At 72.3% G+C, this 25,428-nt stretch carries 30 protein-coding genes; 19 read left to right on the top strand and 11 right to left on the bottom strand.

The features are described from left to right. Window positions 1–17: 17 nt before the first annotated feature. The 3 genes from F7P10_RS18295 to F7P10_RS18285 form a co-directional block, all read right to left on the bottom strand. Window positions 18–1,262: a hypothetical protein gene (locus F7P10_RS18295; RefSeq protein WP_254716685.1), complete on the bottom strand. Its 1,245-nt coding sequence runs from the start codon at window positions 1,260–1,262 to the stop codon at window positions 18–20. 120 nt (window positions 1,263–1,382) lie between these two features. Next, window positions 1,383–4,124, bottom strand: coding sequence for a DEAD/DEAH box helicase (locus F7P10_RS18290; RefSeq protein ID WP_254716684.1), 2,742 nt, complete (start codon window positions 4,122–4,124; stop codon window positions 1,383–1,385). Window positions 4,125–4,138: 14 nt separating this feature from the next. Continuing rightward, the gene (locus F7P10_RS18285; RefSeq protein WP_176611528.1) at window positions 4,139–5,152 is read right to left on the bottom strand and encodes a serine/threonine-protein kinase; all 1,014 of its coding nucleotides are present in this window, start codon (window positions 5,150–5,152) and stop codon (window positions 4,139–4,141) included. A 298-nt stretch (window positions 5,153–5,450) separates the two neighbouring features. Between F7P10_RS18285 and F7P10_RS42430 the strand changes: the two genes are divergently transcribed. From F7P10_RS42430 to F7P10_RS18265, 4 genes are all read left to right on the top strand, one after another. Next, entirely contained in the window at window positions 5,451–5,936 is a 486-nt protein-coding gene (locus F7P10_RS42430) for a GNAT family N-acetyltransferase (RefSeq protein WP_176611527.1), read from the top strand. Between the two features lie 165 nt (window positions 5,937–6,101). Next, window positions 6,102–6,731, top strand: coding sequence for a class I SAM-dependent methyltransferase (locus tag F7P10_RS18275; RefSeq protein ID WP_151010442.1), 630 nt, complete (start codon window positions 6,102–6,104; stop codon window positions 6,729–6,731). Between the two features lie 59 nt (window positions 6,732–6,790). Beyond that, window positions 6,791–7,689, top strand: a protein-coding gene (locus F7P10_RS18270; protein WP_218040680.1) for an IS5 family transposase whose coding sequence is annotated in 2 segments (ribosomal slippage) — window positions 6,791–7,133 and window positions 7,133–7,689 — 900 coding nt in all. Because the reading frame shifts where the segments join, the coding sequence is not laid out codon by codon here. A gap of 131 nt (window positions 7,690–7,820) precedes the next feature. Then, window positions 7,821–8,288: a hypothetical protein gene (locus F7P10_RS18265; protein WP_151010441.1), complete on the top strand. Its 468-nt coding sequence runs from the start codon at window positions 7,821–7,823 to the stop codon at window positions 8,286–8,288. 23 nt (window positions 8,289–8,311) lie between these two features. Here F7P10_RS18265 and F7P10_RS18260 read toward each other — a convergent pair whose 3' ends face one another. Genes F7P10_RS18260 through F7P10_RS18245 form a run of 4 tightly spaced genes read right to left on the bottom strand, consistent with a single transcriptional unit; the run spans window position 8,312 to window position 9,760 of the window. Beyond that, window positions 8,312–8,515 carry a DUF397 domain-containing protein gene (locus F7P10_RS18260; RefSeq protein ID WP_151010440.1) on the bottom strand — a complete coding sequence of 68 codons (204 nt, stop codon included), beginning with the start codon at window positions 8,513–8,515 and terminating at the stop codon, window positions 8,312–8,314. Next, window positions 8,512–8,712 carry a DUF397 domain-containing protein gene (locus F7P10_RS18255; RefSeq protein ID WP_151010439.1) on the bottom strand — a complete coding sequence of 67 codons (201 nt, stop codon included), beginning with the start codon at window positions 8,710–8,712 and terminating at the stop codon, window positions 8,512–8,514. The genes F7P10_RS18260 and F7P10_RS18255 overlap by 4 nt, the downstream gene beginning before the upstream one ends. Then, window positions 8,709–8,909: a DUF397 domain-containing protein gene (locus F7P10_RS18250; protein WP_218040561.1), complete on the bottom strand. Its 201-nt coding sequence runs from the start codon at window positions 8,907–8,909 to the stop codon at window positions 8,709–8,711. The genes F7P10_RS18255 and F7P10_RS18250 overlap by 4 nt, the downstream gene beginning before the upstream one ends. Window positions 8,910–8,911: 2 nt before the next feature. Beyond that, a complete protein-coding gene (locus F7P10_RS18245) occupies window positions 8,912–9,760 on the bottom strand; it encodes a helix-turn-helix transcriptional regulator (protein WP_151010437.1) in 849 nt (282 codons plus the stop codon). A gap of 193 nt (window positions 9,761–9,953) precedes the next feature. On the opposite strand from F7P10_RS18245, the gene F7P10_RS18240 reads away from it, so the two are divergent. Both F7P10_RS18240 and F7P10_RS18235 read left to right on the top strand, forming a co-directional pair. After that, window positions 9,954–10,364 (top strand): hypothetical protein, encoded by a 411-nt coding sequence (locus F7P10_RS18240; protein ID WP_151010436.1) that lies wholly within the window; start codon window positions 9,954–9,956, stop codon window positions 10,362–10,364. A 71-nt stretch (window positions 10,365–10,435) separates the two neighbouring features. Continuing rightward, complete coding sequence (locus F7P10_RS18235) at window positions 10,436–10,621, top strand: hypothetical protein (RefSeq protein WP_151010435.1); 186 nt, start codon at window positions 10,436–10,438, stop codon at window positions 10,619–10,621. 53 nt (window positions 10,622–10,674) lie between these two features. Here F7P10_RS18235 and F7P10_RS18230 read toward each other — a convergent pair whose 3' ends face one another. Continuing rightward, complete coding sequence (locus F7P10_RS18230; protein WP_151010434.1) at window positions 10,675–11,181, bottom strand: hypothetical protein; 507 nt, start codon at window positions 11,179–11,181, stop codon at window positions 10,675–10,677. A 122-nt stretch (window positions 11,182–11,303) separates the two neighbouring features. Between F7P10_RS18230 and F7P10_RS18225 the strand changes: the two genes are divergently transcribed. From F7P10_RS18225 to F7P10_RS18195, 7 genes are all read left to right on the top strand, one after another. Then, window positions 11,304–12,554 carry an erythromycin esterase family protein gene (locus tag F7P10_RS18225; protein ID WP_151010433.1) on the top strand — a complete coding sequence of 417 codons (1,251 nt, stop codon included), beginning with the start codon at window positions 11,304–11,306 and terminating at the stop codon, window positions 12,552–12,554. Window positions 12,555–12,723: 169 nt separating this feature from the next. Continuing rightward, window positions 12,724–13,086 (top strand): DUF2089 domain-containing protein, encoded by a 363-nt coding sequence (locus F7P10_RS18220; protein WP_151010432.1) that lies wholly within the window; start codon window positions 12,724–12,726, stop codon window positions 13,084–13,086. Next, a complete protein-coding gene (locus F7P10_RS18215; protein WP_151010431.1) occupies window positions 13,083–13,343 on the top strand; it encodes a hypothetical protein in 261 nt (86 codons plus the stop codon). The genes F7P10_RS18220 and F7P10_RS18215 overlap by 4 nt, the downstream gene beginning before the upstream one ends. A 16-nt stretch (window positions 13,344–13,359) precedes the next feature. After that, window positions 13,360–13,791, top strand: coding sequence for a DUF2089 domain-containing protein (locus F7P10_RS18210; protein WP_151010430.1), 432 nt, complete (start codon window positions 13,360–13,362; stop codon window positions 13,789–13,791). Further along, entirely contained in the window at window positions 13,784–14,587 is an 804-nt protein-coding gene (locus tag F7P10_RS18205; protein ID WP_151010429.1) for an ABC transporter ATP-binding protein, read from the top strand. The genes F7P10_RS18210 and F7P10_RS18205 overlap by 8 nt, the downstream gene beginning before the upstream one ends. After that, window positions 14,587–15,348, top strand: coding sequence for an ABC transporter permease (locus F7P10_RS18200; protein WP_151010428.1), 762 nt, complete (start codon window positions 14,587–14,589; stop codon window positions 15,346–15,348). Before F7P10_RS18205 ends, F7P10_RS18200 begins: the two co-directional genes overlap by 1 nt. Window positions 15,349–15,376: 28 nt before the next feature. Then, a complete protein-coding gene (locus tag F7P10_RS18195; protein ID WP_151010427.1) occupies window positions 15,377–15,937 on the top strand; it encodes a DUF1707 domain-containing protein in 561 nt (186 codons plus the stop codon). Window positions 15,938–15,951: 14 nt separating this feature from the next. On the opposite strand, the gene F7P10_RS18190 is transcribed toward F7P10_RS18195, so the two are convergent. Then, window positions 15,952–16,446, bottom strand: coding sequence for a hypothetical protein (locus F7P10_RS18190; protein ID WP_151010426.1), 495 nt, complete (start codon window positions 16,444–16,446; stop codon window positions 15,952–15,954). 244 nt (window positions 16,447–16,690) lie between these two features. Here F7P10_RS18190 and F7P10_RS18185 point away from each other — a divergent pair, with 244 nt between their 5' ends. From F7P10_RS18185 to F7P10_RS18175, 3 genes are all read left to right on the top strand, one after another. Next, entirely contained in the window at window positions 16,691–17,248 is a 558-nt protein-coding gene (locus tag F7P10_RS18185) for a hypothetical protein (RefSeq protein ID WP_151010425.1), read from the top strand. 66 nt (window positions 17,249–17,314) lie between these two features. After that, entirely contained in the window at window positions 17,315–17,776 is a 462-nt protein-coding gene (locus F7P10_RS18180; RefSeq protein ID WP_151010424.1) for a GNAT family N-acetyltransferase, read from the top strand. Between the two features lie 401 nt (window positions 17,777–18,177). Next, the gene (locus F7P10_RS18175) at window positions 18,178–19,152 is read left to right on the top strand and encodes a hypothetical protein (RefSeq protein WP_151010423.1); all 975 of its coding nucleotides are present in this window, start codon (window positions 18,178–18,180) and stop codon (window positions 19,150–19,152) included. Here F7P10_RS18175 and F7P10_RS44430 read toward each other — a convergent pair. Together F7P10_RS44430 and F7P10_RS44425 are read right to left on the bottom strand one after the other, a co-directional pair. Next, the gene (locus tag F7P10_RS44430; RefSeq protein ID WP_254716683.1) at window positions 19,137–19,499 is read right to left on the bottom strand and encodes an Atu4866 domain-containing protein; all 363 of its coding nucleotides are present in this window, start codon (window positions 19,497–19,499) and stop codon (window positions 19,137–19,139) included. The two genes, F7P10_RS18175 and F7P10_RS44430, sit on opposite strands and share 16 nt — an antisense overlap. 229 nt (window positions 19,500–19,728) lie before the next feature. Continuing rightward, window positions 19,729–21,381, bottom strand: coding sequence for a serine/threonine-protein kinase (locus F7P10_RS44425; protein WP_254716682.1), 1,653 nt, complete (start codon window positions 21,379–21,381; stop codon window positions 19,729–19,731). Window positions 21,382–21,711: 330 nt separating this feature from the next. Here F7P10_RS44425 and F7P10_RS18160 point away from each other — a divergent pair, with 330 nt between their 5' ends. The 3 genes from F7P10_RS18160 to F7P10_RS18150 all read left to right on the top strand — a co-directional run bounded on the left by F7P10_RS18160 (window position 21,712) and on the right by F7P10_RS18150 (window position 25,427). Next, a complete protein-coding gene (locus tag F7P10_RS18160; protein WP_254716681.1) occupies window positions 21,712–22,401 on the top strand; it encodes a GntR family transcriptional regulator in 690 nt (229 codons plus the stop codon). Continuing rightward, on the top strand, window positions 22,398–23,249 hold the full coding sequence (locus F7P10_RS18155) for a DUF1989 domain-containing protein (protein ID WP_151010422.1): 852 nt from the start codon (window positions 22,398–22,400) through the stop codon (window positions 23,247–23,249). The genes F7P10_RS18160 and F7P10_RS18155 overlap by 4 nt, the downstream gene beginning before the upstream one ends. Window positions 23,250–23,366: 117 nt before the next feature. Further along, on the top strand, window positions 23,367–25,427 hold the full coding sequence (locus tag F7P10_RS18150) for a PQQ-binding-like beta-propeller repeat protein (protein ID WP_151010421.1): 2,061 nt from the start codon (window positions 23,367–23,369) through the stop codon (window positions 25,425–25,427). Window position 25,428 lies beyond the last annotated feature (1 nt).

The raw sequence follows: 25,428 nt of genomic DNA, 5'->3' as shown, positions 1-25,428 counted from the left end.
CCCCGTGCCCCGCCCGCTCAACTTTCCTCGGCTTCCTCACGCCGACGGTTCGTTCGTTCGGCGATGCGGCCGGAGAGCTTGCCCTTCGCCGTTTTGGCCCGGTCGAGGGTCCCGTTGCCGAGGCGTTTGGCGGCATCGACGCGGTCCGCGCCCGTTTCGAGTGCCTTGTTTCTCACCTCTTTGGCGGCTTCCGCCCATCGCCGCGCCTCCGCTGACTGCCGGGCGCGCTCGATACCGAGCCGCTCGTGGAAGTCGACGATGGCTGTTGAGACAACATTGCTCGACTGCACGACGGCCGGGGCCTTGGCCGGATGCAGCAGCACCTTGGCGTTGGCCCGGTCGGCGGCCGCATCCACGCGGGCCATCAGGTGTTCAGTGGTCCGTGAGATGAGTTCCAGCCGCTCTTCCCGTGCGGTCTTCAGCCCGAGGCGATGCCCGTCCAACTCTTCCGGGGACGCGTCCAGCACCCGGTCGAGTTCGAGCACGGCGATCGCATCCTGAAGTTGGAAGCAGCGCGCCAGAACAGCGAGCCACTCCCGTCCCTGGGCCTCCGCGTCCCTGGCCGCCTTGGCGAGCCCGCCGATCTCGGTCTTGTGCTCCAGCTTCTCCGTGAGCGCGTCGAGTTGCCGCAACGCGTACGCCTGGGTATCCGCGACCGTCGTCGGCGCGCCCTGCACCTTCGACCACATGACCTCGTCGACCCGGCCTCTCGCCTTCCGGAGGATCATGGTCTCCTCAATGACCAGACCCACTCCGATCATGCGGGACAGCACGGTGTCCTTCTGGGCGCGGAGCACGTCGTCGACCTTCTCGTCGATCGCGGCGAGGTAGTCGGTGATCTCGTCGATGGTCTCCTGCATCGCGACCTGGGCCATGATCCCCGCGGCACCGGCCAGAGCCGCCGGGTTCCTCAGCAGCGATCCGGGCGCCTTCGCGAATTCGACGAACCCCCTGATCTGGCCCTTGTGGCCCTTCAGCACGCCCGTGCTCAGACCGCTCTTCGAACTTTTCCTCAGCCCGTACTTCTCGATCGCCTGCGCGGACTCCTTGGTCAGCTTCACCCAGCGCCCCGAGTTCTCGGCGACCAGGGAGCCCGCTTGCGCGACCGCGGCCCCGGTACCGAGGACGGGCCCGAGCCGCTGCAGCCCGAGGTCCTTCGACGGCAGTCCCGACGAGAGGAGAAAGTCTTCGACGGCCGTTCGATCACCGATGACCGCAAGCCCATCGCCGTCACTGATCAGCTGAATCTCGTCATCCATCATCGCTCCTGATGTGTGGCCGGGAAGAAACGGCTCATCAAGGCCGGGGGATCGCACGGACCGTCCCGGCCGGACACGGACGACGTCCCCGAGCAAGCCCGTGACCGTTGACGGGCGGTGCCGTCATCCGGAGTCCTCGCGGGGGACGAGGACGGCGAGGACGCGGAGGAGGGGTTCGCCCGTCGTCTCCAGGGAGTCGAGGAGGCGCTGCTGCCGGTCGACGGTGTCGTCCACGCGTTCCCGCTTGCGCTGCGTGACGTGCGTCCCGTCCAGGGTGAGCTGCTGCCAGGACGCCAGGTGCGTGCGGTAGTCGTCGAGCGGCCCGGCGATCTCGGCGTCGTAGTGGGCGCGGCGCTCGTCCAGGTGGTGGCGCGCGGCGGCGACGGCGGCGGGGAGGCGGGCCTGGAGCGGTTCGAGGTCGAGGGGGCGCCCGGTGTTCGCCATGTCGGGCCCGACGCCCGCGGCGGCGAGGAGGTCGGGCATGGGCTCGGGCAGGACGCGGCCGTCCCGGACGGCCATCCACTCGACGACGGTCGGCTGGCCCAAGTGGTTCGAGTACACGCCCTGCACCAGGTACGTCGGCTCGTCCACGGCCGCGACGATCACCGGGGCCGACTGGCGGCCGAGCTGGACGAGCACCTTGTCCGTCACCCACTCCACGAGTGGGTGCAGGTCCGACAGGTAGGCGATCTCGGGCCACATCGTCTTCTGGGCGCGGGCCTCGGTGAGCTTCCGCGACGCCAGCCCTTCGTCGAACGTGACGCGCATCCGCGTCCTGACGTCGTGCTCCTTCAGGTACGCGGCGGGCAGCGCGGACAGCCGGTGCACGAGGTCGGGCGGCGGGGTGAACGCGAGGAGCGCGCCGTCGTCCTCGAGGTCGGGCAGGAGGCGGAGCGTGTCGACGGCCTCGGTGACGAACTCGCGCGTCCCCGCGAACAGGCGCGGGACGTCCGCGCGGGCCGGTCCGTCCTCGGAGAGCTGCCCGTCGACGGGGCCGAGCAGGTTCGCGAGCATGTCGCCGAGGGGTTCGTCCGGCACGGACTCCTCGACGGTCTTGCCGGCGAGGAGGTCCTGGATGAGGCGCCGCTCCTCCTTCTCCGGACGGTACTCGCCGGTGATGGCCTCGGCGGTGCCGAACGCCCGGTGCGCGGTCTCCTCCTTCTCCAGCAGCTTCGCCGACACCGTCAGGTCGTCCTTGGCGCCCTCGACGGCGGACGTGAGCAGGAGCGCGGAGAACTGCGGCCGGTGCTTCTGCCCGTACCGGTCGATGCGGCCGTTGCGCTGCTCGATCCGGATGAGGCTCCACGGCACGTCGTAGTGGATCAGGTGGTGGCACTCGCGGTGCAGGTTCACGCCCTCGGACGTGACGTCGGTGGTGATCAGCAGCCGGACGTCGCTGTTCGACAGCCCGAACCGTTCGATGATCTCCAGCTGCTGCTGGTCGGTCATGCCGCTGCCGAGCATCCGGTCGACGGCGCCCTTCGGCAGCTTGAGGCGCTTCGGGAGCACCTCGGCGAGCCAGTTCACCGTCTCGACGCTCTCGGAGAACACGACGGCGCGGGTGCCGTCCCTGACGCCGATCTTCTCGAGTTCGGCGACGAGTGCCGCGAGCTTCGCCGAGTCGTCGTCGCGGACGCCGTCCGCGAGAGCCTCGAGAGTGGTGAGCGCCTCGATCTCGCGCGCGTCCTTGGCGTTGCGGAGCCGGTTCGTGACGGTCGTCCGGAGGGCCCGGTGCGAGGAGAGGAACGCCTTGAGCAGTGTGTACGGGAACAGCCGGTTGCGGCCGTCGACGACGGTTCCGGCGAGCCACACCCGCGCCAGCTCCTCGAACACCCGCTCCTCCGCCGGGGTCGCCGCGCACCGGACCGGGACGGACGGGCCGCGCTCCGGCCACCGGGCGCCCATCTCGTCGAGCACCTCGGGGCTCACCTTGGTGCGGCGGATGTAGAGGTGCTCGATCTCCTTCGGCTCGTAGCGCTCGTCGTCGACGATCGCGGCCGGGTCGAGCATCCGGACCAGTTCGGCGAACGACTGCGCCTTGCCGTTGTGCGGGGTCGCGCTGGCCAGCAGCAGCGCGTCCGTCCGGCGGGCGAGCAGCTTCGCGAGCCGGTTGCGGAGCGTGGACTCCCCGATGAGGTTGTGGGACTCGTCGATGACGACCGCGTCCCAGTCCATCTTCTCGAGATGCTGCCCGTACTTGCCCTCGTTCTTGAGGGTGTCGACCGACACGATGATCCGCTTGTAGTGGGTGAACGGGTTGCGGCCCGCCGGAAGCTCCTGCTGGATGCGCTCGATGCCGACCGAGTCGAGCCGGATCAGCGGGATCGCGAACCGCGTCCACAGCTCCCGCTGGAACTGCTCGAGCACCTGCTGCGGCGTCACCACGAGGATCCGCTCGCCGCGCCCGCGCCGGATCAGCTCCGCCAGGATCAGCCCGATCTCGAGGGTCTTGCCGAGGCCGACGACGTCCGCGATCAGCAGCCGGGGGCGGATGCCCTTCAGCGCCAGCTCGGCGGGCCGCCGCTGGTAGCCGAGCCCGTCGAGCAGGAACCGGTCGGCGAGCGCCAGGCCCCGCTCGGTCTGCGGCAGCGGCGTGCGTCGCAGCACGGCCTCCAGGAACAGCCGGCTCTTCGCGAACCGGGCCGTCCCGTCCGGTTCGAGGATCGTCTCCTCCGCCCGCAGCTGCTGGGGCCGCTCGATGTCGGTGAAGAACACCGCCTCCTCGTCCCGGACGAACTCCGACGCCCCCACGGCCGTGATCTTGTAGTGGCCGTCGCCGATGGGCGCGCAGGTCCGGACGATCCACTCGGCGTCGCGGACCTCGATCCGGGCGCCGGGGGGCATCGAGGTGTCGTGCTCGGTCAACGGGCGTGCCTTTCTCAGAACCGCGCGGACACGGCGTAGCCGGTGCGAAGGCGGTCGGCGAGCGCGGCCAGCAGCGACCCCGGCGGCGCGACGGCCGACAGGTCGGCGCGCGGCGGCCGGGGCGGCGCGACGTCCGCCGGATCCGATTCGCGTTCCACATAGGTTGCCAGGGCCAGGGCGGTGATCGCCTCCGGGACGGGGCCGCACGCCCCGGAGAGTTCGTGGACGATCCGCGGCAGCGGCGGCCGGTCGCCCGCGTCGAACGCCAGCATCGCCGCGACCGGCCCCGCGAACGCCTCCGGGAGACCGTCCAGATCGGGCTCGACGTGCCGCGAGACGACCTTCCCGATGACGCCGTGGATCGTCTCGGCCGCGTACGGGTAGTGGCCGGTCAACGCGAACAGCAGCGTCGCGCCGAGCGCGTGCACGTCGGCGGCGGCGGTGATCTCCTTGGGCGTCTGCATCTGCTCGGGCGGCATGCAGTGCGGCGTGCCGAGCATCGACCGTGACGTCGTCAGGTCCGAGGGGCCGTCCGCGAACGCGACCAGCCCGAAGTCGATCACCTTCGGGCCGTCCCGGCCGAGCAGGACGTTGCCGGGCTTGAGGTCGCGGTGCAGCAGCCCGGCCGCGTGGACGTCGCGCAGCGCGCCCGCGAGCAGGACACCCAGCGCCGCGCCGTCCCGCACGGGCAGCGGCCCGCGCGCCCTGACCAGTTCGCCGAGCGTCAGCCCCCGGACGTACTCCATCGCGAGCCACGGCTCCGCGTCGTCCTCGCCGGACGCGTCGACGAGCGAGGCGAGGTGCGTCCCCTCCAGCGTCCGCAGCGCCTCGGTCTCCCGCGCGAACCGCTCCCGCACCTCGTCCCGGTCGACCAGATCGGCCTTGATCACCTTGACCGCGACCTGCTCGTGGCCGTCGGTGACGCCGTAGTAGACGCGACCCATGCCGCCCGCGCCGAGACGCCCGAGCAGCGTGATGCGCCCGCCGATCCGCCGGGGGTCGGAGCGGTCCAGAGGTTCCACGCTCACCTGCCAGGGGTCGGAACGCCGGGCCCATCAGCATACGTCAGCGCGTGTGTCGGTCTACGCGAGGTTGGGCGTGTTGATGGAATACACATGGCCACTTCCGGCCCGCCGCCCCCGCCATCCCCGCCCCCTCCCCGCCCGTCCGGACGCGGTACGAGGTCGCCTATCGTGGGGCCATGGTCTGCTTCGCCGCCGTGCGTATCCGCTCCTGACGTCGCCGACGCCCTCGCGCGTCGGACACGGGCATCCGCGCCCGCGACCTTCCGAGGTCGCGGGTCAACCGACGTCAAGGAGACCGACCATGCTCCTGCGCGAGTTCCGCACCGATGACCTCGAACTCCTCATCGACCTCACCGTCCGAGCCTTCGGCCCCATCCAGGACGGCATCCGGCGGCAGTTGGGCGACGAGCTGTTCGACCGGCAGAACGGGCAGTGGCGGGAGGACTACCGCCGCGCCCTGATCGAGCTGACGGCCCCGGACCGTCTCGACCGGTTCGTCGTCGCGGACGTGGACGGCGAGCCCGCGGGCTACGCCGCCTGGACCTCCCACCCCGACACGGCGGGCCTGCGGGGAGAGGTCGAGCTGCTCGCCGTCGACCCCCGGCACCAGCGGGCGGGAGCCGGCCGTGCGCTGATCGACGCGGCGTGCGACGCGATGCGCGCCGCCGGATGCGTGGTGGCGAGCGTGGCCACGGGCGGCGACGCCGCCCACACCCCCGCCCGCGCCGCCTACGCCGCGGCCGGATTCACGTCCCTGCCCACGGTGTTCTTCAGCCGCACGCTCTGACCGGCGGAGGGACGGCCCCGGCGGCCGCGAGCCGTCGGGGCCGGATGGCCGGTTTCGGCCTAGGGCCTGTCCCGTGATCATGTGATCGGACAGCCAGACCTTAAGGGGTTGGGGGACACGGGGCCGAGAAACTGCGAACGTGCGCGGATGCTAGTTTCCTTCCCCGTGATGGAACATCAGGACGACACCCGGGCGGCCTACGACGGGGTCGTCAAGCTGTATGCGTCGATGTTCGCTAATCAGTTGGAGACGCAGCCGTTCTCGCGGAACATGATCGGTACCTTCGCTGAGCTGGTGCGCGGGACGGGGAACCTGCGGGCAGTCGACGTCGGGTGCGGGCCTGGACATCTGACGGCCATGCTGCACGATCTGGGGCTGGACGCCTTCGGGCTCGACCTCTCCCCGGGCATGGTCGACCACGCCCGGCGGGCCCATCCGGCGCTGCGGTTTGATGAGGCGCGGATGGAGGCCCTGCCGGTCGAGGACGGCGCGCTCGGCGGCGTGCTGGCCCACTACTCGATGATCCACACCCCTCCTGGGGATTTGCCCGCGCTGCTCGCCGAGCAGGTGCGTGTGCTGGCACCGGGCGGCCTGCTCCTGGTCTCGTTCTTCGCGACCGACGGATCGGAGCCGGTCCGCTTCGACCACAAGGTGACGCCCGCCTATAGCTGGCCGGCGGACCGGTTCGCCGAGTTGCTGGCCGGGGCCGGGCTCCTCCCGTTCGCCCGGCTGCTCCACGACCCGGCCTCCGAGCGGGGCTTCCTCGACGCCCACTTGCTGGCCCGCCTCCCCTAGATCGTGCCCGTGGCCTTTGGGGCGGTTTGGTGTAGATCATCCATGTGGATGAGGAACGTCTGAAGCGTCATGATCTGACGGATGCGGAGTGGCTGCTGTTGGAGCCGCTGCTGCCGTTGCAGACCGTGCATGGAGCTCGGTGGAATGATCATCGGACGGTGATGAACGGGATCTTCCATCGGACGCGTACGGCCACGCCGTGGCGTGACCTGCCGCCCTGTTATGGCAGGTGGAAGACGGTTTACAACCGGCATCGCCGGTGGTCGCCGGATGGGACGTGGGAGCGGATCCTGGACGGGCTGCGGGCGGGCTGCGACGAGGTCGAGGGCGAGGATTGGACGGTCAGCGCGGACTCGACTGTGGTCCGCGCGCACCAGCACGCGGCCGGGGCACGGCACGCTCCGGCCGTCGACCTGCCTTCAAAGGGGCTTGCAAAGATCACGAAGTGACGTCGGCGGGTCGGGAGGCCCTGGGACGGTCACGGGGCGGGCTGTCCACGAAGATTCACCTGGTGGCCGATCGGCGGTGCCGACCGATCAGCCGGATCCTCACCCCGGGCCGGCACGCGGACTGCCCGAAGTTCATCCCGCTGCTGAAGTCCATCCGCATCCCGCGCCGTGGCCCTGGACGACCCCGCAACCGGCCGGCCAGGGCGATGGCCGACAAGGCCTACTCCTCTCGCATCAACCGCCGCTACCTGCGCAAACGCAACATCAAGGCCGTCATCCCGATGAAGAAGGACCAGGCCGCCAACCGCACGAGACTCGGCTCCAAAGGCGGCAGGCCCCCGGTCTTCGACCGGGAGGCCTACAAAGAACGCAACACCGTCGAGCGCTGCGTGAACAAACTCCGCCAGCATCGTGCCGTGGCCACTCGCTACGACAAACGACAACGCATCTACCAGGGCACCATCGACGTCGCCTCGATCCGCATCTGGCTCCGCGACCCCGTCACATGATCACGGGACACACGGCCTAGGCGAAAAGGGGGGTGCCGTGTTGAGTCGATATGGGCCGAAAGCTACCTTGATCATCGCTCTCTCGCGGTTCCCCTCGCGTCAGCTGGAACTTCACCCCTTGGAGGTCGTCCGTGCGTAAGTGGCTCCTTGTCGGCTCGATGTGCGCCGTGCTGAGCATGTCGGGCTGCTCGGGCGGTGACGACTCCGGGACGACCGCTGGGAGTGAGCAGGAGGCGGCCGCCGGGAGCGGTCAGGAGACGACTGCGGCGAGCGACCAGGGGGCCACCACCGGGAACGGCCAGGGCGGCGGAGACGGCGGCGACGCCCCGGTGTCGATCACCGGGAAGTGGGCCGGGCCGAAGGGCGCCCCCACCGAGACCTTCGAGTTCCGCGACGACGGGACGATGAGCCTGTCGAGCGACGGCACCACCTGCGACGGGACCGTCGAAGCCGGTGACGAGGAGAGGGCGTACACCTTCGAGGTCGACTGCGGCACAGGTGCGTACCCCGGCAGCGCGGTGGTCTCCCCGGACGGGAAGACCGTCACCCTCATCGACCCGGAGGGCGAGAAGAGCGAGTACGAGCGCGTGTCCGGCTGACCCCTCGCCGTCCGTCCCCGGCGTCAGCCCGCGAGCCGGCCGTCCTTGATCCGGTTGGTGAGTTCACGCCAGGCGGCGGGAGCGAAAGCGAGCTTGGGGCCGTCGGGGTCGACGGAGTCGCGCACCCCCACGACGCCGGGAAGCATGGCGACCTCGACGCACGACTCGTTGCCCGCTCCGCTGTGGCTGGATTTGAACCAGGCGGCGTCGTCCGGATTGGCGGTCATGCCAGGCCGCCGTTCTTGATCTGAGTGGTCAGTTCACGCCAGGCGGTGGGGGTGAAGGCGAGCTTGGGGCCGTCAGGGTCGACGGAGTCGCGCACCCCTACTATGCCGGGGAGCATCGCGACCTCAACGCATGAATCGTTGCCCGCTCCACTGTGGCTGGACTTGAACCACGCGGTGGTGTCCGAGATGGCGGTCATACCAGGTCGCCGTTCTTGACACGGGTGGTGAGGGTGCGCCAGGCGGTGGGGGTGAAGGCGAGCTTGGGGCCGGTGGGGTCGACGGAGTCGCGGACGCCGACGACGCCGGGGAGCATCGCAATCTCCACGCACGTGTCGTCGCCGGAGCCGCTGTGGCTGGACTTGAACCACTTGGCGTCGGCCGGAATGTCACTCATGCTCATAGGGACAGCAACTCCTCGCGGATAGCGGCGATCAACGCTGCCGAGTCTTCGACGGGTAGGGCCACATCGGCGATGCGGTCAAGCGTCACGGTACAGCGCTGCACCTGGGCGATGTCCTCGATGTACATGCCGCCGCCCATCGTCTCCACGTAGGCGGTATCGAGTTCCAGGGGCGCGGTGAACTGGAAAAGCACCAGGTTGCCCTGGCCGAGAGCGGGACGGGATCCGATGGACGTGGGGACGACGCGAATCGATACGTTCGATCGTCGGCCGGTCTCCATGAGGGCGCCGAGTTGTCCCGCCATGACGGTTGGGCCGCCGACCGGTCGCCGTAGTGCTTCCTCCGCGAGAACGACGTCGAACCGGACGTCCGCCCGGGACAGACGCGCCCGGCGGGTCATCCTGGCCTGCAACCGACGATCGACTTCCTCCGGGTCGTTCGGATACTCGCCTTCAATGAGCGTCCGAGCGAAGTCCTCGGTCTGGAGGAGGCCGGGTGGCGCTTCGACCTGCCAGCTCCGGATCTTGGACGCCGCGTCCTCCAGTTCGACGTATGAGCCGTTGAGAACGTCGTCGTACGCCGCCCACCAGCCACGCGTCCGGACGTCACGAGCAAGTTGAAGGATCGCCGCGCGGACCGCGTCCGGACCGCCATAGGTCTTCAATATGTGGGCGACGTCGGCCACGCTCGGCATGTTGGTCGCGGTTTCGATCTTGACCAGCTTCGGGCGACTCCACCCCAGGATGCCTGCGGCGTTCTCCGGCGTGAGCCTGGCCTCCTCGCGGAGACGTCGCAGCTCGGCGGCGAGCCGTCGATGACGCGCGGTGGGTCCGTACTCGGTCATGAGCGGCAGTTTCCCAGATTTTGACCACCCTGTGTGGCCGGAGTGGGCCAATTCTGTAGCGAACAAGTTCTGGAAAGCATCTCTCGTTCCGGCGATGCTGGCTAACGTACGGTACATCGCCGAGTACAGACGGCGACCCCGGCGCGGTGACCTCACCACCGGCCGGGGCCTTGATCAGATGGGAGTCCGATCGATGTCCAACGTAGCCGAAGGGCCCTATCCGGGGTGGCTCGAGCGTGATCCCGAGTACGTGCAGGCCGAGCTGGCGCGGCGGTTTCCCGGCGTCCCGTCCTGGTTCGGCGAGTGGACGGGCTCGTGGTGGGCCATGGTGGGTGACCGTCTGCTGGAGGCCGCGAGTCCGTTCGTGCTCGCGGACATGATCCGGACGGCCGTCGCCGCCAACCGTCCGCCGCGTCCCGCGCCGCCGCGCCCGCCCGTGCCCCGGCCGCGTCCCGCGCCGCCGCGCCCGGCGGGGGCGGGCCCGGCGGGGGCGCGCTCGCGGCGCCCGCCGGGGCGGCCGGGAGGTCGCGGCGCCGGTCCGGCTCCCGGGCACTTCCTCGGACGGCTCCGGGGACGGTTCGCCCCGGCGGGGTTGGCGCGATGATGGCGCAGTGCGAGCCGCCGCGTATATACGTCTGGGACGTCGTCAACGGGGACGGCACGGGACGGTCGGGCGTGACCGGCAGTCCGGACGTCGCGATCCAGGATGTGGGGTGGGCGCTCGCCGTGGCCGAGCCGAGCGCGTCCGGGACCGTCCGGCGGGTCGGGCTGTCGCCGCTCGGGCGTCCGGAGTACGTCGACATCGAGCGGGTCGCGGAGGCCCGCAAGGACGGGACGTCCGTCGTGTGGCGGCTTCGCTGACGGGTGCGGGGGCCGGGGCGGCGGTGGCCTGGAGCCGCCGCCCCGGCCGTCCGTCAGTCGGCGGAGCAGCCGGTCTGGTTGCCGTTGTTGTTGCGCCAGTAGGCGTGGTCGGTGCTGCCGGGAACGACCTCGCCGTTGTCGACGAGCCGCACCCGGAAGTGGAAGCAGTCGCCCTCGGCCATGTTCCAGGGCTGCCCCATGCTCGCGTCGGCGTACACCCAGGTGCCCGCGCCGTAGGAGTTGGGGAAGCCGTACTCGTAGGCGTCCGGGTCCTTCGACTCGTTCCAGATGTCGATCTCGACGCCCTTGCCGTCGCTCTGCTGGTCGACTGTCGCGACGACGTCGCCGACCGGCCAGAAGTGGACCGCGCCGCCCGGGTCGCCGTCGTCGGTCTCCATGGTGAAGTGCGGTTCCGCCGCGGCACTGGGGGCGGTGTCCGATGTGCGCGGCGCGGGGGCGGGGTCCGCGTGGGCGGGGCCGATGATGCACGTCGGCACGGCGACCGCGAGTACTGTCGCCCCGGCCGCGAGCGTGCGGCGGCCCGGAGTCCGTTCGATCATGAGATCTTGCTCCCTTCGAGAGGGGGAGGGACAGGCAAGATCGAACAGCAGGTGTCGTTTCCCCAGCGTTATCCCGGCCGCCGTCCGGCGGACGTCCCGAACCGAGAACGGAGTGCCCTTCCATGTCCGTGCCTTTCCGAGAGCACGCCGCCGTCCTGCGTTCGCTGGAGCCGGACGGGCCGCTGGACGACCTCGAACCGCTGCGCGGGATCTTCGGGGACGCGCGGGTCGTCGCGGTGGGCGAGGGCTGCCACTTCGTCCGCGAGTTCGGCACCGCGCGCCGGCGGATCGTCCGGTTCCTCGCCGAACGGTGCGGGTTCACCGTGCTGGCGTTCGAGTTCGGGTTCGCCGAGGCGTTCGCGCTCGACCGCTGGATCGCCGGGACGGGCGAGGACGGCGACCTGTCGGGGATGCCGGGCACGACGTACGCGGGGATGACCGGCGAGACGGCCCGGTGGCTGCGGGCACGCGTCCGGACGGGCGAGTACCCGGTGCGGCTCGCGGGCATCGACGTCCCGCAGGCGTGCGGGACGGTGCGTCCCGCGCTGGAGCCGGTCGCGGACTACCTCCGCGAGGTCGATCCGGACGCGGTCGGGCTCGTGGACACCGCACTCGGGATCGACGACCGGTTCGGCGGGGCGTCGATGGCCGAGGCGGCTCCCCGGTGGGGAGAACTCGAAGCGGCCGAGCGGGACGAACTCACCGCGTCGCTCGCGCGCCTGCTCCGGCGGGCGCGGGCACTGGAGCCCCGCTACGTCGAGTGGGCCGGGCGGGAGCGGTACGGCGTCGCGCTGCGGATGCTCGAGGCGGCCGCCGCGACCGACCACATGTTCGCGGCGATGCACGCGGTCTTCTCCGGTGGCGGGCTGCCGCAGGACACGTCCGTCCGGGAGCGGTTCATGGCGGACTCGATGCGGTGGCACATGGAACGTGCCGAGCCCGGCACCCGGTTCGTGCTGGCGGCGCACAACAACCACATCCAGAAGACGCCGATCTTCTACGGCGGTGAGCTGTGGGCCTACCCGATGGGGTACTACCTGGCCCGCGAGCTGGGCGACGACTACCGCGCGGTGGCGCTGACGCACACGGCGGGGAGCGTCCCGGAGATGCATCCCGACGGGACGCCCGGGACCGGGTTCTCGGTGGTGGACACGCCGATGCCGCCGCCGGGGGCCGGCAGCGTCGAGGGGGCGCTCGCCGGGGCGGGCCTGGGCGAGGTGCCCACCCTGACGGACGTGCGCGCCTACCGGGGCGGCCCGTTCCCGGACCGCATCCGCAGCCAGAGCGAGGAGACCCCGATGGCCGTCGCCGACGCCTTCGACGGCGTCCTGTCCACCCCGGTCGTGACGCCCGAGGTGATCACCTCGTTCTGACGCCGGCCCGCCCGAAGGCCTCCGACGCGCCGCGTCGGAGGCCTTTCACGTGCGACGATCCAAAATCTGAAGATCGGGATCAAGAAAATTAAGTCTCACGAGTTGATCTCTTAATAAAATCAAGCTACAACTGAACCGTAAGCAGACGCCGAGAGTGAGGGGGCGGTGCGTGGACTGGCAGGAACTGACGGACCTGACGCGCGGGCAGCCGTTCGTGGTCGAGCGGGTCCGGCTGACGGGCAGCGGCATCGCGGTCGAGGGGGAGTTCGAGCCGCCGCAGCTGGCCGGGCTCAGCGCGGACGACCAGGTGTTCGTCGCCGCGTTCGTGCGGGCCCACGGTTCGATCAAGGAGATGGAGCGGGTCTTCGGGGTGAGCTACCCGACCGTGAAGGCCCGGCTGAACCGGATCGCCGAGCGGCTCGACTTCGTCGACGTCGACCCGGCACCCAGCGGTGCCGACGTCATCGACCGGCTGCGGCGGGGGGAGATCAGCGCGCAGGAGGCGCTGTCCGAGCTGGAGCGGCCCGAGTGATCCCGCACCTGGTGACGGTACGGGTCCGCCGGCGCGGCCGACGCGGGGTGCGGCTGTTCGTGCCCGTCGTGCCGGTGCTGCTGGTGCTGTCGCCGCTGCTGGCGCTCGCCGTGGCGGCCGGGCTCGTCGCGTGCCTGGTGACCGGGGTGCGCCCGGCGGGCGCGCTGGGCGCCGCCGGGGGGCTGCTGCGGGCGCTGCCCGGCACCCGTATCGAGATCGAGCAGGACGGAACGGCCGTCCTGGTCGCCGTCAGATGAGTCGGAAGGAGCGACGATGAACGAGCAACGCCGGCAGATCCTGGAGATGCTGGCCGAGGGCAAGATCACCGCGGCGGAGGCCGAGCGGCTGATCGACGCCCTCGACAAGGAACGGCCCGCGGCGCCGCCGAGGGGCGAGTCCCGCCCGAAGTCCCGTCCCAAGTACCTGCGCGTGGCCGTGAGCTACACGGACGGGACGGGCGGCGACGGTTCGGGCCGGGTCAACGTGCGGGTGCCGCTGCAACTGCTGCGCGCCGGGGTGCGGCTCGCGAGCCTCATCCCGCCGCAGGCGCTCGCCAAGGCCAACGCGGAGTTGCAGAGGTCCGGGGTCCCGATCGACCTCACCGAGCTGAAGCCGCAGCACCTCGAGGAGCTCGTCGAGCAGCTCGACGAGGTCAGCATCGATGTCGACGACCCCGACGCCAAGGTGCAGGTGTTCTGTGAGTGACGAGCGAACCCGGGTCATCCACGTGCGGGGCCTGGAGAAGTCGTACAAGGAACTCCGGGTGCTGCGCGGCGTGGACTTCGACGTCGCGCGGGGCGGCATCTTCGCGCTGCTCGGCTCGAACGGCGCGGGCAAGACCACGGTCGTCAAGATCCTGTCCACGCTGCTGAAGGCCGACGCGGGAACCGCCGGCGTCAACGGCTTCGACGTCGCCACGCAGGCCGCGGACGTCCGGGAGTCCATCAGCCTCACGGGGCAGTTCGCCGCCGTCGACGAGATCCTCACCGGCCGGGAGAACCTGGTGCTGGTCGCCCGGCTGCGGCACCTCGAGAATCCGGGCGCGATCGCGGACGACCTGCTCGAGCGGTTCGCGCTGACGGACGCGGGCTCCCGGCGGGTGTCGACGTACTCGGGCGGCATGCGCCGCCGCCTCGACATCGCGATGAGCCTCATCGGGGACCCGCCGGTCATCTTCCTGGACGAGCCGACGACCGGGCTCGACCCCCAGGCGCGCATCGAGGTGTGGCAGGCCGTCCGGGAGCTGGCCGGGCGCGGCACGACGATCCTGCTCACGACGCAGTACCTCGACGAGGCCGAGCAGCTCGCCGACCGGATCGCGATCCTGCACCAGGGCCGGATCATCGTGAACGGCACCCTCGCCGAGCTGCGGGAGCTGCTCCCGCCCGCCGAGGTCGAGTACGTCGAGAAGCAGCCGACCCTCGAGGACGTCTTCCTGACCCTCGTCGGCGACGGGAACGGCACCGGCGAGCCCGCCGGTGCGGCGAACGGAGAGCAGTGATGGCCAGGCGATTCCTCGGCGACGCGTCCGTCCTGCTGGGCCGGTCCCTGCGCCACGTCGCGCGCAGCCCGGACACCATCATCACGACCTCGATCATGCCGATCGCGTTCCTGCTGCTGTTCGTCTACGTGTTCGGCGGCGCGATCGAGACCGGATCGGAGTCCTACGTCGACTACCTGCTGCCCGGCATCCTGCTCATCACGGTCGCCTCGGGCGTCTCCTACACCGCGTTCCGGCTGTTCGCGGACATGAACAACGGCATCTTCGAGCGGTTCCAGTCCCTGCCGATCGCGCGCTCGTCCGTCCTGTGGGCGCACGTGCTGACCTCGCTGGTCGCGAACCTGGTCTCGCTCGCCGTCGTCGTGCTCGTCGCCGTCCTCATGGGCTTCCGCTCGGGCGCGGGCGTGGCGGCGTGGCTCGCGGTCGCCGGGATCCTGGTCCTGTTCACCCTGACGCTGACGTGGGTCGCGGTCATCCCCGGCCTGTCCGCGAAGTCCGTGGACGGGGCGAGCGCGTTCTCCTACCCGCTCGTGTTCCTCCCGTTCATCAGCTCGGCGTTCGTGCCCACCGACACGATGCCGGGCCCGGTCCGCGCGTTCGCCGAGCACCAGCCGGTGACGTCCATCGTCGACACGATCCGCGACCTGTTCACGGAGCAGCCGGTCGGCACCGGCATCTGGACGGCCCTCGCCTGGTGCGCGGGCATCCTCGCCGTCGCCTACGCCCTCGCCACCACCGCCTACCGCCGTAAGGTCGCCTGAGGACCCCGGCTACCCCCGAGGAGGCCCGATGCCGACGGAACCGTCCGGCCCGCCCGCGCCGCGCGCGTCCGACGCCGACCGTGACCGGGCCGTCGACCGGCTGCGCGACGCCGTCGCCGACGGGCGGCTCGACCCGGCCGAGTTCGACGAGCGGGTGGACGCGGCGCTGACCGCCCGCACCGTCGACGCGCTGGCCCCCCTCGTCGCCGACCTGGCGTCCGCCCCGGTCGAGCCCGCCGCCGCACTGCTCACCATCAAGGAGCGGCACGGCACGGTGCGCCGGGACGGCCGGTGGACGCTGCCGCACCGGCTGGCGCTGCGCACCGCGTGGTCCGCCGTCACGCTGGACCTGACCCGCGCGGTCCGCACCGCGCCCGAACTGGTCATCGACCTGCGCGTGAACGGCGGCGGCATCGAGCTGCTCCTCGCGCCCGACATGGCGGTGGACGCGAACGGGCTGTCGGTGCGGCACGGCACGCTGGACATCGGCGACGACGAGGGGGCCCCGAAGACGCTGCACGTCCGCCTGGCGGGTCGCCTGCGCCACGGCAGCCTCACCGCCCGGTGGCCGCAGCCCCGCGCCGGCTGACACCTGGGCGGACGTCAAAGGCAGGTGTCGTCGTCGCGGGCGACGACCGCGGCGACGGCCAGGCGCAGCAGGCACGCCAGGTGCACGTCCACCTCCTCCTCGGGGACGGCACCGACCAGGGCGCGGAGCATGGCCCGGTCCCGGGCCGCCGCGGCGGCCACCACCCGCGCGGCCCAGCGCGCCGGGACCGGCAGCCGGTCGATGTCGGGACGGCCGCCGTGACCGGGCCCGGCGAGCGCCGGTCCGGCCGGTGGCCGGTCGGACAGGATCGTCCTGCACCACACCTTCACCAGGCGCTCGACCCCGTCCGGTCCCCGGCGGACGGCGCGGGCGGTCAGGTCGGCGCTCCGGTCGTGCTCGCCGTACGAGGCGGCCGTCAGCGCCCGTCCGGCGAGCCACCCGGCGTGCCGGCGGACGGCGAACGCGACCACCCGGCGCGGATCCCGGACGGGGGCGCCGGGCCGCGCCGCGGCGAACGAGGTGGAGCTCTTGCGGGTCTCCCGGTTCACAGGGCCTCCTCTGCGATGTCACCCCTGAGACACCGCAGAGGCCCGCGACTTTGCCTTTCGATACCGACTTTCCCGATCACCGCATTTCCGTTGCGTCCTCGTGGACGTACCGAGCCCGCGAGCCGGGTCGCGTCCGCGTCACCGGCCCGCCGTACATCGCAGCTTCGGCGGGGGTTCGGGCGTCGTGTCCGGAACCGCGGCCGATCGTCCGGCGTCGATGTGTGCGTCGAGGGAAGGGCGTTCGATGACAGGGGTCGTGGTCTTCACCTGCGTCGCGGCGGTCGTGTTCTTCGTGCTCGCGTGCATGGACCAGCGGAAGTTCTACTGGACGTTCTCCTCCTGGCGGTACGCCGATCCGGAGGCGAACGAACCGTCGGCCGCGGCCCGGACGATGAACCGGGTGTGGCTGCTGGTGAGCTGCGCATTGTGCCTCGGCACGGCGGTGTACGCGCTGGACTTCGACGGGTCGGGCGCCTACTCCGCGGTGGAGGTGAAGGCGGTCGCGAAGGCGGTGGCGTCCGATCTCGAGCGGGGCTCGGGGAGCGGGTTCCGGTCGTCGGCCGGCGTGTCCTCCGAGGTCCACGACACCGTGCGGGAGGAGAGCGACGGCCTGGTGGAGGTCGACGGCGGCACGGACGGGTACGAGCTGACGAACGTGGACGGGGAGAACCCGGTCTGCCTCGTCGTCGATATCGAGCGCGACTTCGACCCGGGCGGTCCGGACGGCGGTTTCGTCGACGGCGGGGACGCCGAGCTGTGGAGCCATTCGGTGTCCGCGTCCGTCAGGGACGGTCCCTGCTGAGTGTGCGGGGCCGGACCCGGCCGGGCATGAACCGGGCGTAGGCCCGAGCACTCCCGGAGGTGCGCCGTGACCGCCCGGATCCGCCCCTTCCGCACCGGCGACGCGCCGCACCTCGCCGCGCTCGTCCGGCGCTGCCTGCGCGAGACCAACGGCCGCGACTATCCGGCGGACGTCGTCGACATGATGTCCGCGCGCTTCACGGCGGAACGGTTCGTCGAACTGTCGGAGCGTCGCGGCATCTACGTCGCGGACGACGGACGTGCCGTCGGCACCGTCTCCCGCGACGGCAACAAGGTCCACATGCTGTTCGTCGATCCGGGCCTCTCGGGCGGAGGCATCGGGCGGCGACTCCTGCGGCACGTCGAGGAGCTGGCCGCCCGGGAGGGGCACGCGTACATGGAGACCGGCGCGAGCGTCACGGCGCACACCTTCTACCTGCGTCTCGGTTACAGCGATGTCCGGGAGGACGACACCGAGTTCGGAGCCGACTACACCCTCCGCAAACCTCTTCGTCCCGTCGCCCGGTGAACGCCGGACGGAGTGCGGCGGGACGCTGGAGCGGGCGCGGGCCGCATCCGACCGGCCACGGCGGCCAGGGGCGCAGCGTGCCCACCTCGTGGACGCGGCCGGGAAGTCCGGCGGCGGCGTCGCGGGCGGCCTCCCGGACGCCCGCGCCGATCTCCGCGTCGCTCAGCCACCGGTGGCCGCCGCCGGTGCGGTGGTAGCCGAGGACGACCTGGTGGGTGCTCCGGCTGGCCGGTACCGGGGGCGGCAGCGTCCGCGGCGGGTCGCCGGTCGCGCTTCCCCAGACCTCGACGACCGGCGCCGTGCGCGAGAGCAGCGGTGCGACCGCCCGCAGCCCCCAATGCCCCATCGAGTCTGTTCTGATCCAGGGTGGCATGATCGAGGGGGATGGAGGTGGGTGCGGAATGAGCTTGCCCGGCCCCGCGCGCCGCCCGTTCACCGTGGGGTGCGTCACCTTCGGCGTCCTGCTGGTGATCGTGGCCATCGGCCTCGCGAACGCGCCGTCGGCCGCCGCCCTGGTCTTCGGCGCGGGCGGTACCGGACGGCTGGAGAGCTGCGGGACCTCGGGGGAGACCCGGACCTGCACCGTCGCCTGGACGGCGGGTGACCGCACCGGCTCCGAGCGCATGCGGATGCGCGCTGGCGACGAGCCGGGCGACACCGTTCCCGTCCGGGTGCTGGGCGGCACGGTCGTCGACGCGCGCATGGACGTGGCGGGGATCTTCACGATCGCGCTGATGTCGGTGTTCGTCCTCGGCACGGCGGCCCTGCTCGCCGGCGTGCCGCTCGTCCTCGCCCGCCGGGCGCGCGGGCGGTCCCGCGCGCGGCGCCGCATGGACGGCTCCGGGGACCGGGTCCTGCGCGTCGACGGCACCCGGATCCTGAACCCGGACGGGGCGCCGTTCGCGACCGTGCACGTCACGCACCCCGGCCCCACCCGTCCGCCGTCGTCGTGCCGCATCGCCGTGGCGTCCCCCGAGGGCCGGACGATCTGCACGGTCGACTTCGCCGTCGCCGATCACCGGCGCCCCGAGACGGTCGTGTACGCCGCGGACGGCCGGACGCTCGCGGTCGTCCGGCGGCGGCTGATGAGCCGGTCGGACGTCGAGGTGCTCGGCGCCGGGGGCGCGCCGCTCGCCGTCATCGAGTCCGCCGACCGGCTCGAGCCGGGACGGGACGCGACGGGGCCGGGCGGCGAGCGGACGGGCACGGTGCTGGCGCTGCCGTCCGGGGCCGTGGCCGTGGGCTTCCCCCCGGACCTGCCGGAGCCGCAGCGTGCGGGGCTGCTCGGGTTCGCCCTCACCCGCGACCGCCTCTACCCCGCGCCGCGGCTCGCGCAGGCGGACGACGCGTGGAGGGCGGCTCAGTCCTCCCGGTAGAGGACGAGGTGCTCGTGGTAGAGCACGCCGTCGCGGACGTCGCCGGTCGCGGTGAAGCCGAGGTCGTCGAAGTAGTCGATGTGGTCGCCGGTGACCGTGTACCGGCCGGTGTAGGCGCGCTCGCGGCCGTCCCGTGCCTCCTCGTAGCGCCCGTTGGGCAGGAGCTCCTGGCGGATGCGTCCGTCCGCGGTGACCCACATCCCGACGTGGGGGTGCGGGGGCGCGGGGGAGGCGCTCCCCGGAGCGGCGGCCGCCGGCTCGGCGCGCGGGTGCCGGGGCCCGGCTTCCTGGCAGGCGGACGCGGCGAGGACGGCGAGGACGCCGAGGGCGAGGGCGGTGCGGGGCATGGCGGGCTCCTTCGGGTGGTGCCTGGACACCACCCGAGTCTGCGACCGCCGCCGCGCCGCGGGCAGGCCGCGGTCCTCCTGGGAGGGACGCACCCGGCCTCCGGATCGCCGCCCGAGCGGGCCGGGGCGTCGTCCTCGGCCGGATCGAGGGCGGCGACGTCCACGTCATCGACGTCGACACCGGTGTGCACCCTTCGCGGGTGACGGCGCGGACGAACCCGCGGGAGGGTCAGACGATGCGGGTGCAGAGCTTGCCGCCGCGGAACTCCCAGTCGACGTCCCGGTGGGCGGGCGGGCATTCGCCCCTGGTGATCGCGGTGACCTTGAGGATGTGGTCGTAGGTGCCCGGGATGGAGTTCGCCCCGCACGGCACCGAGGTCATGAGGTCGCCGTTGCTGATGGAGACGGTGTTCTCCTCCGGGCCGTCGGTGGCCAGGAAGCAGTCGCCCACCTCGAGCCGCCGCTCGACGCAGAGGGCGATCTCCTGCTCGTCCTCGCCGTGGCGCCACCACAGGGCCCCGTCGATGTCGCCGCTGTCGCCGCCGCAGTTCGCGTAGTCGCCCCCCTCTTCGATCTCCAGCACCTTGAGGCGGGCGTCCGCGCGCGAGCAGTCGACCGCCCTCGGTTTTTCGCTGGTCCAGTCGCCGTCGTGCGGTGACCGGTACGCGTCCAGGCAGTCGCCCTCCGAGATCTTCTCGAACGCCTCGCGGACGGGGTCGCGCGTGGGGGTCGGCGTCGGGGTCGGGCTGCCGCTCGCGGACGCACCGGGGGTCGGCGTCCGGGTGGCGGCGGGCGTCCGGGTGGGGGACGTCTGCGCGACGGCGGTGCCCGACGAGCCCGGTTCGTCCCCGCCGCCGGCGACGGCCCAGATGGCGAACGCGACCACCAGGACGCCCGCGACCGCGGCCGCCCCGGCGGCCGCCGCGGGCCTCGGGGCCCCGGGCCGCGGAAGCCGCAGGGTGCCGCGCGGCGCGTCCCCCGGCGGCGGGACCAGCGCCTCCGTCTCCGCCACCCGGGTGGCGATCATCGTGGTGACGGAGTCCGGCAGCGGGGGTTCCCCGCCGTCGACGAGGGTGGAGCAGCGCTCGAGGAACGTGTCCAGGCCGGGCCGGTCGTCCGGGTCCTTCGCGAGACCGGCGGCGATCAGCGGGAGCAGGGACTCCGGGACGCCCGCTAGGTCGGGCTCCTCGTTGACGACGCGGTAGCCGAGGGCTTCGATCGGCCCCTCGCCGAACGGCCGCCTGCCGGTGGCGGCGAAGGCCAGCACGGCGGCCAGGCAGAACACGTCACTGGCCCGGCCGACCTCGCGTCCCCGGAACTGCTCGGGCGACATGAACCCGGGCGTGCCGACCACGCTCGTGCGGGTGGTCTGCGAGGTGGCGTCCAGGGCCCGCGCGATGCCGAAGTCGATGATGCGGGGCCCGTCCCGGGCGAGCAGGACGTTGCCGGGCTTGAGGTCCCGGTGGATCACGTTGCGCTCGTGGACGGCCTTCAGCCCCTCGGCGAGTCCCGCGCCGAGTCCGGCCACCGATTCCGCGGAGAGCGGGCCGTGCTCCCCGACGGCTTCTTGCAGTGACGGGCCGGCGATGTACTCGGTCACGAGCCAGGGCGGATCGGCGTCGGTGCCGGCGTCCACCACCTGGGCGGTGTGCACGCCCCCGACGCGCCGCGCCGCCGCGATCTCCTGGCCGAACCGCCGCCGGAACTCCGGATCCCCGGCGAGGTGCGGATGGATCACCTTGACCGCGACCGGCCGCCCGCCCGGCGACCGGCCCAGGTAGACCCGGCCCATCCCGCCCGCCCCCAGGCGCGCCACCAGCCGGTACGTGCCGACCCGTCGCGGATCGCCCGCCCGGAGCGGCTCCGTCTTCCCGTCGGACATCCCGTCCGCCCTCCCGCCGCGCCAGTGGTCGGCACCGGACCGTTCCCCGGAACGGGCCGGGCGGGGTGCCCGGCCACGCGCGAGATCGCGCGCCGTCGCCCCGGTTGTAAAAGAACGCTGGTGTTCTCAACAGAGTACAGGCCGGGGCGGGTCGCGGCGGAGTGGAGGCGGCATGACGCATGCATGATCCGCGGCCTGATTGTTGAACAAAAATGAGCTGTTCTGTATCGATAGAACCTGCGGAGATGGACGGTCCATCAGCATTGGCAACGATCTAGTGCGCCTTGCGCGCCTTGATTGTTGAGCAATCGGTGCCTAGTGTGTGCGGGCATGGTCACGATGATCGGGACCGGGCCCGGCGAGGCGGCGGGCAGCACGACGGAGCGCGTCGTGGACCTGCTGCGCGCCCGGATCCTGGAGGGCGCGTTCGCGTCCGGGGCGCCGCTGCGCGAGGTGCCGCTGGCGTCCGAGGTGGACGTCTCCCGCAACACCCTGCGCGAGGCGCTGCGGCTCCTCGCCGCGGAGGGCCTGGTGGTCCAGCCGCCGAACAAGGGCGCCCGGGTGAAGACGTTCACGGCGGCGGAGGTGCGGGACGTCTACCGCGCGCGGCGGGTGCTGGAGGTCCAGGCGGCCACGGAGAGCGCGGCCGCCGGGGCGGAGCGGTTCGCCGCGATGGAGGCGGCCGTCCGCGCGAAGGAGGCGGCCGAGCGCGCCGGGCGGTGGCGGGACGCGGGCACGGCGAGCCTGCGCTTCCACCAGGCGCTGGTCGCGGTGCTGGAAAGCCGCCGGATGGACGAGTTCTTCCGCACGCTGCTCGCGCAGTTGCGGCTCGCGTGGGCGGCGTCCTGCGACGAGGAGCGCTTCCAGCGCGGCTGGGCCGAACGCGACCGGGAACTGTACGAACTGCTGCGCCGGGGCCGCCGCAACCAGAGCGTCGGCGTGCTCCTCGTCTACCTGGAGGACTCCGAGCGGCAGGTTCTGGACGGGCTGCGCCGAGCGGCCGCGGAGGGAGAGGAATGAGTTCGACATCGGCCTTCTACCGGCCCCGTCCGGGGAGCGTCCTGGACGTCGACCGCGACTTCTACGACCGGCTCGCCGCGGCCACCGGAGACCGTGAGGTGGTCGAGCGGTTCGTGATCCCGGCCCGGTCGGGCCGCGCCTGGGAGGTCCCCGCCGGGCACCTGTGCCGCGTGATCACGACGTCCGAGGGTCCCCAGTGCGGGGACTTCAACGTGTGGAACCGGCACAATCCGCGCGAGCGGCTGTGGACGTCGCGCACCCGCCAGCTCCAGGGGACGCACGTGACGCGCCACGACCGGCTCTGGTCGACGCTGCCGTACCTGCGGCCGCTGCTGACGATCACCGGCGACTCGCTCGACTGGTACGGGGCCGACGCGGACGGCGGCCGCGTCCACGACCTGCTCGGGGCGCGCTGCGACCCCTACATCAACCGCATCCTCAGCGGCGAGGACTTCGACTTCCACTGCCACTCGAACCTGACGCGCGCCGTGCTCCCCTACGGGCTCACCGAGTTCGACGTGCACGACGTGCTGAACATCTTCACCGTCACCGGGATCAACGACGACGGCGAGTACTTCATGAAGCCCTCGCCCGCGCGGCCGGGCGACCACCTCGAGTTCTTCGCCGAGCAGGACCTGCTCTGCGCCCTGTCGACCTGCCCGGCGGGCGACCTGTCCGTCCCGCTGTGGGGCCCGGACGCCCGCGACCCCGTCGACGTGTGCCGCCCCCTGGCGATCGAGGTGCACCGTCCCCCGGCCGAGCTGACCGGGGGCTGGACGCCGCCGTCGACGCCGGCCTACGGGGGCGCCCACGGGCTGGCCTTCCCGTCCCGGCCCGCCGCCGGTTAGCCGCAGCGCCGATCGCCGTCGCGCCTCTTAAAAGTACATATGTGTTCACAGTAAGCTGCGTGCAGCACGGGCGCGCGGCACGCGCCGGGCCCGGTGCCGGACGGACGGGAGGCGCTGGTGGCGGTCGCACCGCTGGAGGTGGACGATCCCCGGCGGATCGGGCGGTACCGGATCGTCGGGCGGCTCGGCCGCGGCGGGATGGGACGCGTCTACCTCGGGCTCTCGCCCGGCGGCCGGGCGGTCGCGGTGAAGGTCGTGCGGGACGAGCTCGCAGAGGACCCGGGCTTCCGGCGCCGGTTCGTCCGGGAGGTGGACGCGGCGCGCCGGGTGACGGGGTTCTTCACGGCGGCGGTCGTGGACGCCGACCCGGACGGCGAGCCCCCGTGGCTCGCCACCGCCTACGTGCCGGGGATGTCGCTCGAGGCGGCGGTGGCCGCGCACGGCGCGTGGCCGGAGCACTCGGTGCGGGCGCTGGGCGCGGCGCTCGCCGAGGCCCTGGAGAGCGTGCACGGCGCGGGCGTGGTGCACCGGGACCTGAAGCCGTCGAACGTGCTGCTCGCGCCGGACGGCCCGCGCCTGATCGACTTCGGGATCTCGCTGGCCGCCGAGGGCACCCAGCTCACCGAGACCGGCGTGCTGATCGGCACCCCCGGATACATCGCCCCCGAGCGGCTCGTGCGCGACGAGACGACTCCCGCCGGGGACGTCTTCGCGCTCGGTGCGGTGCTCGCGTACGCGGCGACCGGAGCCGGACCGTTCGGGGGCGGCGCGGCGCACGCGCTGCACTACCGCGTCGTCCACGAGGAGCCGGACCTGGGCGGCGTCCCGTCCGGCCTGCGGGACATCGTGGCCCGCTGCCTGGCCAAGGACCCTGGCGCGCGTCCCGCGGTATCCGACCTGGTGGCGGAACTGGGCGGGGACGGCGCCGGCATGGGGGACGGGGGCCTGCCCGCACGCGTCGCGACGGAGATCGCCCGCGTGCGGGCCGCCCCCATCCTCGCGCCCGCCGAGACGGAGCCGACGGCCGTCGACACCGCTCGTCCGGGCGGGCGGTCCCGGGGGCTGCCCCGCGGCCGGGTCCTGGCGGGTGCCGCCGTCGCCGCCGCGCTCGCGCTCGTCGCCGCCACCGGTGCGCTGCTCGCCGTCCGCTCGTCCGGCGACGGGCGGGACGACGCGGCCGGGCCGCCGGAGTGGAAGGAGCGGTGGACGTTCCCCCTGGACGGGGACCTCCGGCCGGCGGGCTACACGGAGCGCACCGTCTATCTCTCCAGCGAGGCCGGCGACCTGTACGCGCTGGACGCCGACAGCGGCGAGGAACGGTGGCGGAAGCGGTACCCGGGCAAGTATCCGGAGCTGCTGGACGGTACCGACGAGATCGCCTACTACGCCGACGGCCGATACACCTACGCGCTGGACGCCCAGACCGGCGAGCAGCTCTGGAAGTACGAGGACCACGGCATCAACGGCGAGCACATGACCTTCGGCGGGACGACGTACAAGACATTCTTCACTTGGCTCATCGCACTCGATCCTCGCACCGGCGACGAGATCTGGAGGGAGTCGACCGAGGGCGCGAAGTGGGACAGGCTGACCACTGCCGCCGGGGTCCTCTACCTCTCCGACGGCGCCGACGCCGTGCACGCGGTGGACGCGGAGAACGGGCGCGGCCTGTGGCGGTACGACGCCGGGAACGAGATCGGCACCGCGCCCGTCTTCGCGAACGGGACGGTCTACTTCGGCACCAAGGACGGCACCCTGCACGCGGTGGACGCGGACTCCGGCCGCGAGGACTGGCGGCACGGGTTCGACGGGGCGGCCTGGAACCCGATCATCGCGGACGGCGCCGGTCTCCCGGCCGTGTCGGGCGAAGCCGTCTACTACGAGAACGACGGTTACGTGGTCGCGCTCGACACCGGCACCGGGCGGCCGCTGTGGACGCACGAGCCCGGCCTGGACGAGGAGATCATGCTGCTGGCGGTCCGGGACGGCCAGGTCCTGTACCGCGACGGCCCCGAGGACCAGGACCGGGACGAGACCGTGTACGCGCTGGACGCACGCACCGGCGAGCGGCTGTGGGACGACGTTCTGGGCGAGAACACCGACATCGTCGGCGACACCCTCTACTTCGTGGACGACGGCGGCACGCTGCGCGCGGTCTCGGCCACCGGCCGGGCGTGAG

This window comes from Actinomadura sp. WMMB 499 (genome assembly GCF_008824145.1).
GTDB lineage: Bacteria > Actinomycetota > Actinomycetes > Streptosporangiales > Streptosporangiaceae > Spirillospora.
The sequence above is the reverse complement of the archived record's forward strand: the minus strand, read 5'-3'. Positions and strand labels throughout refer to the sequence as shown.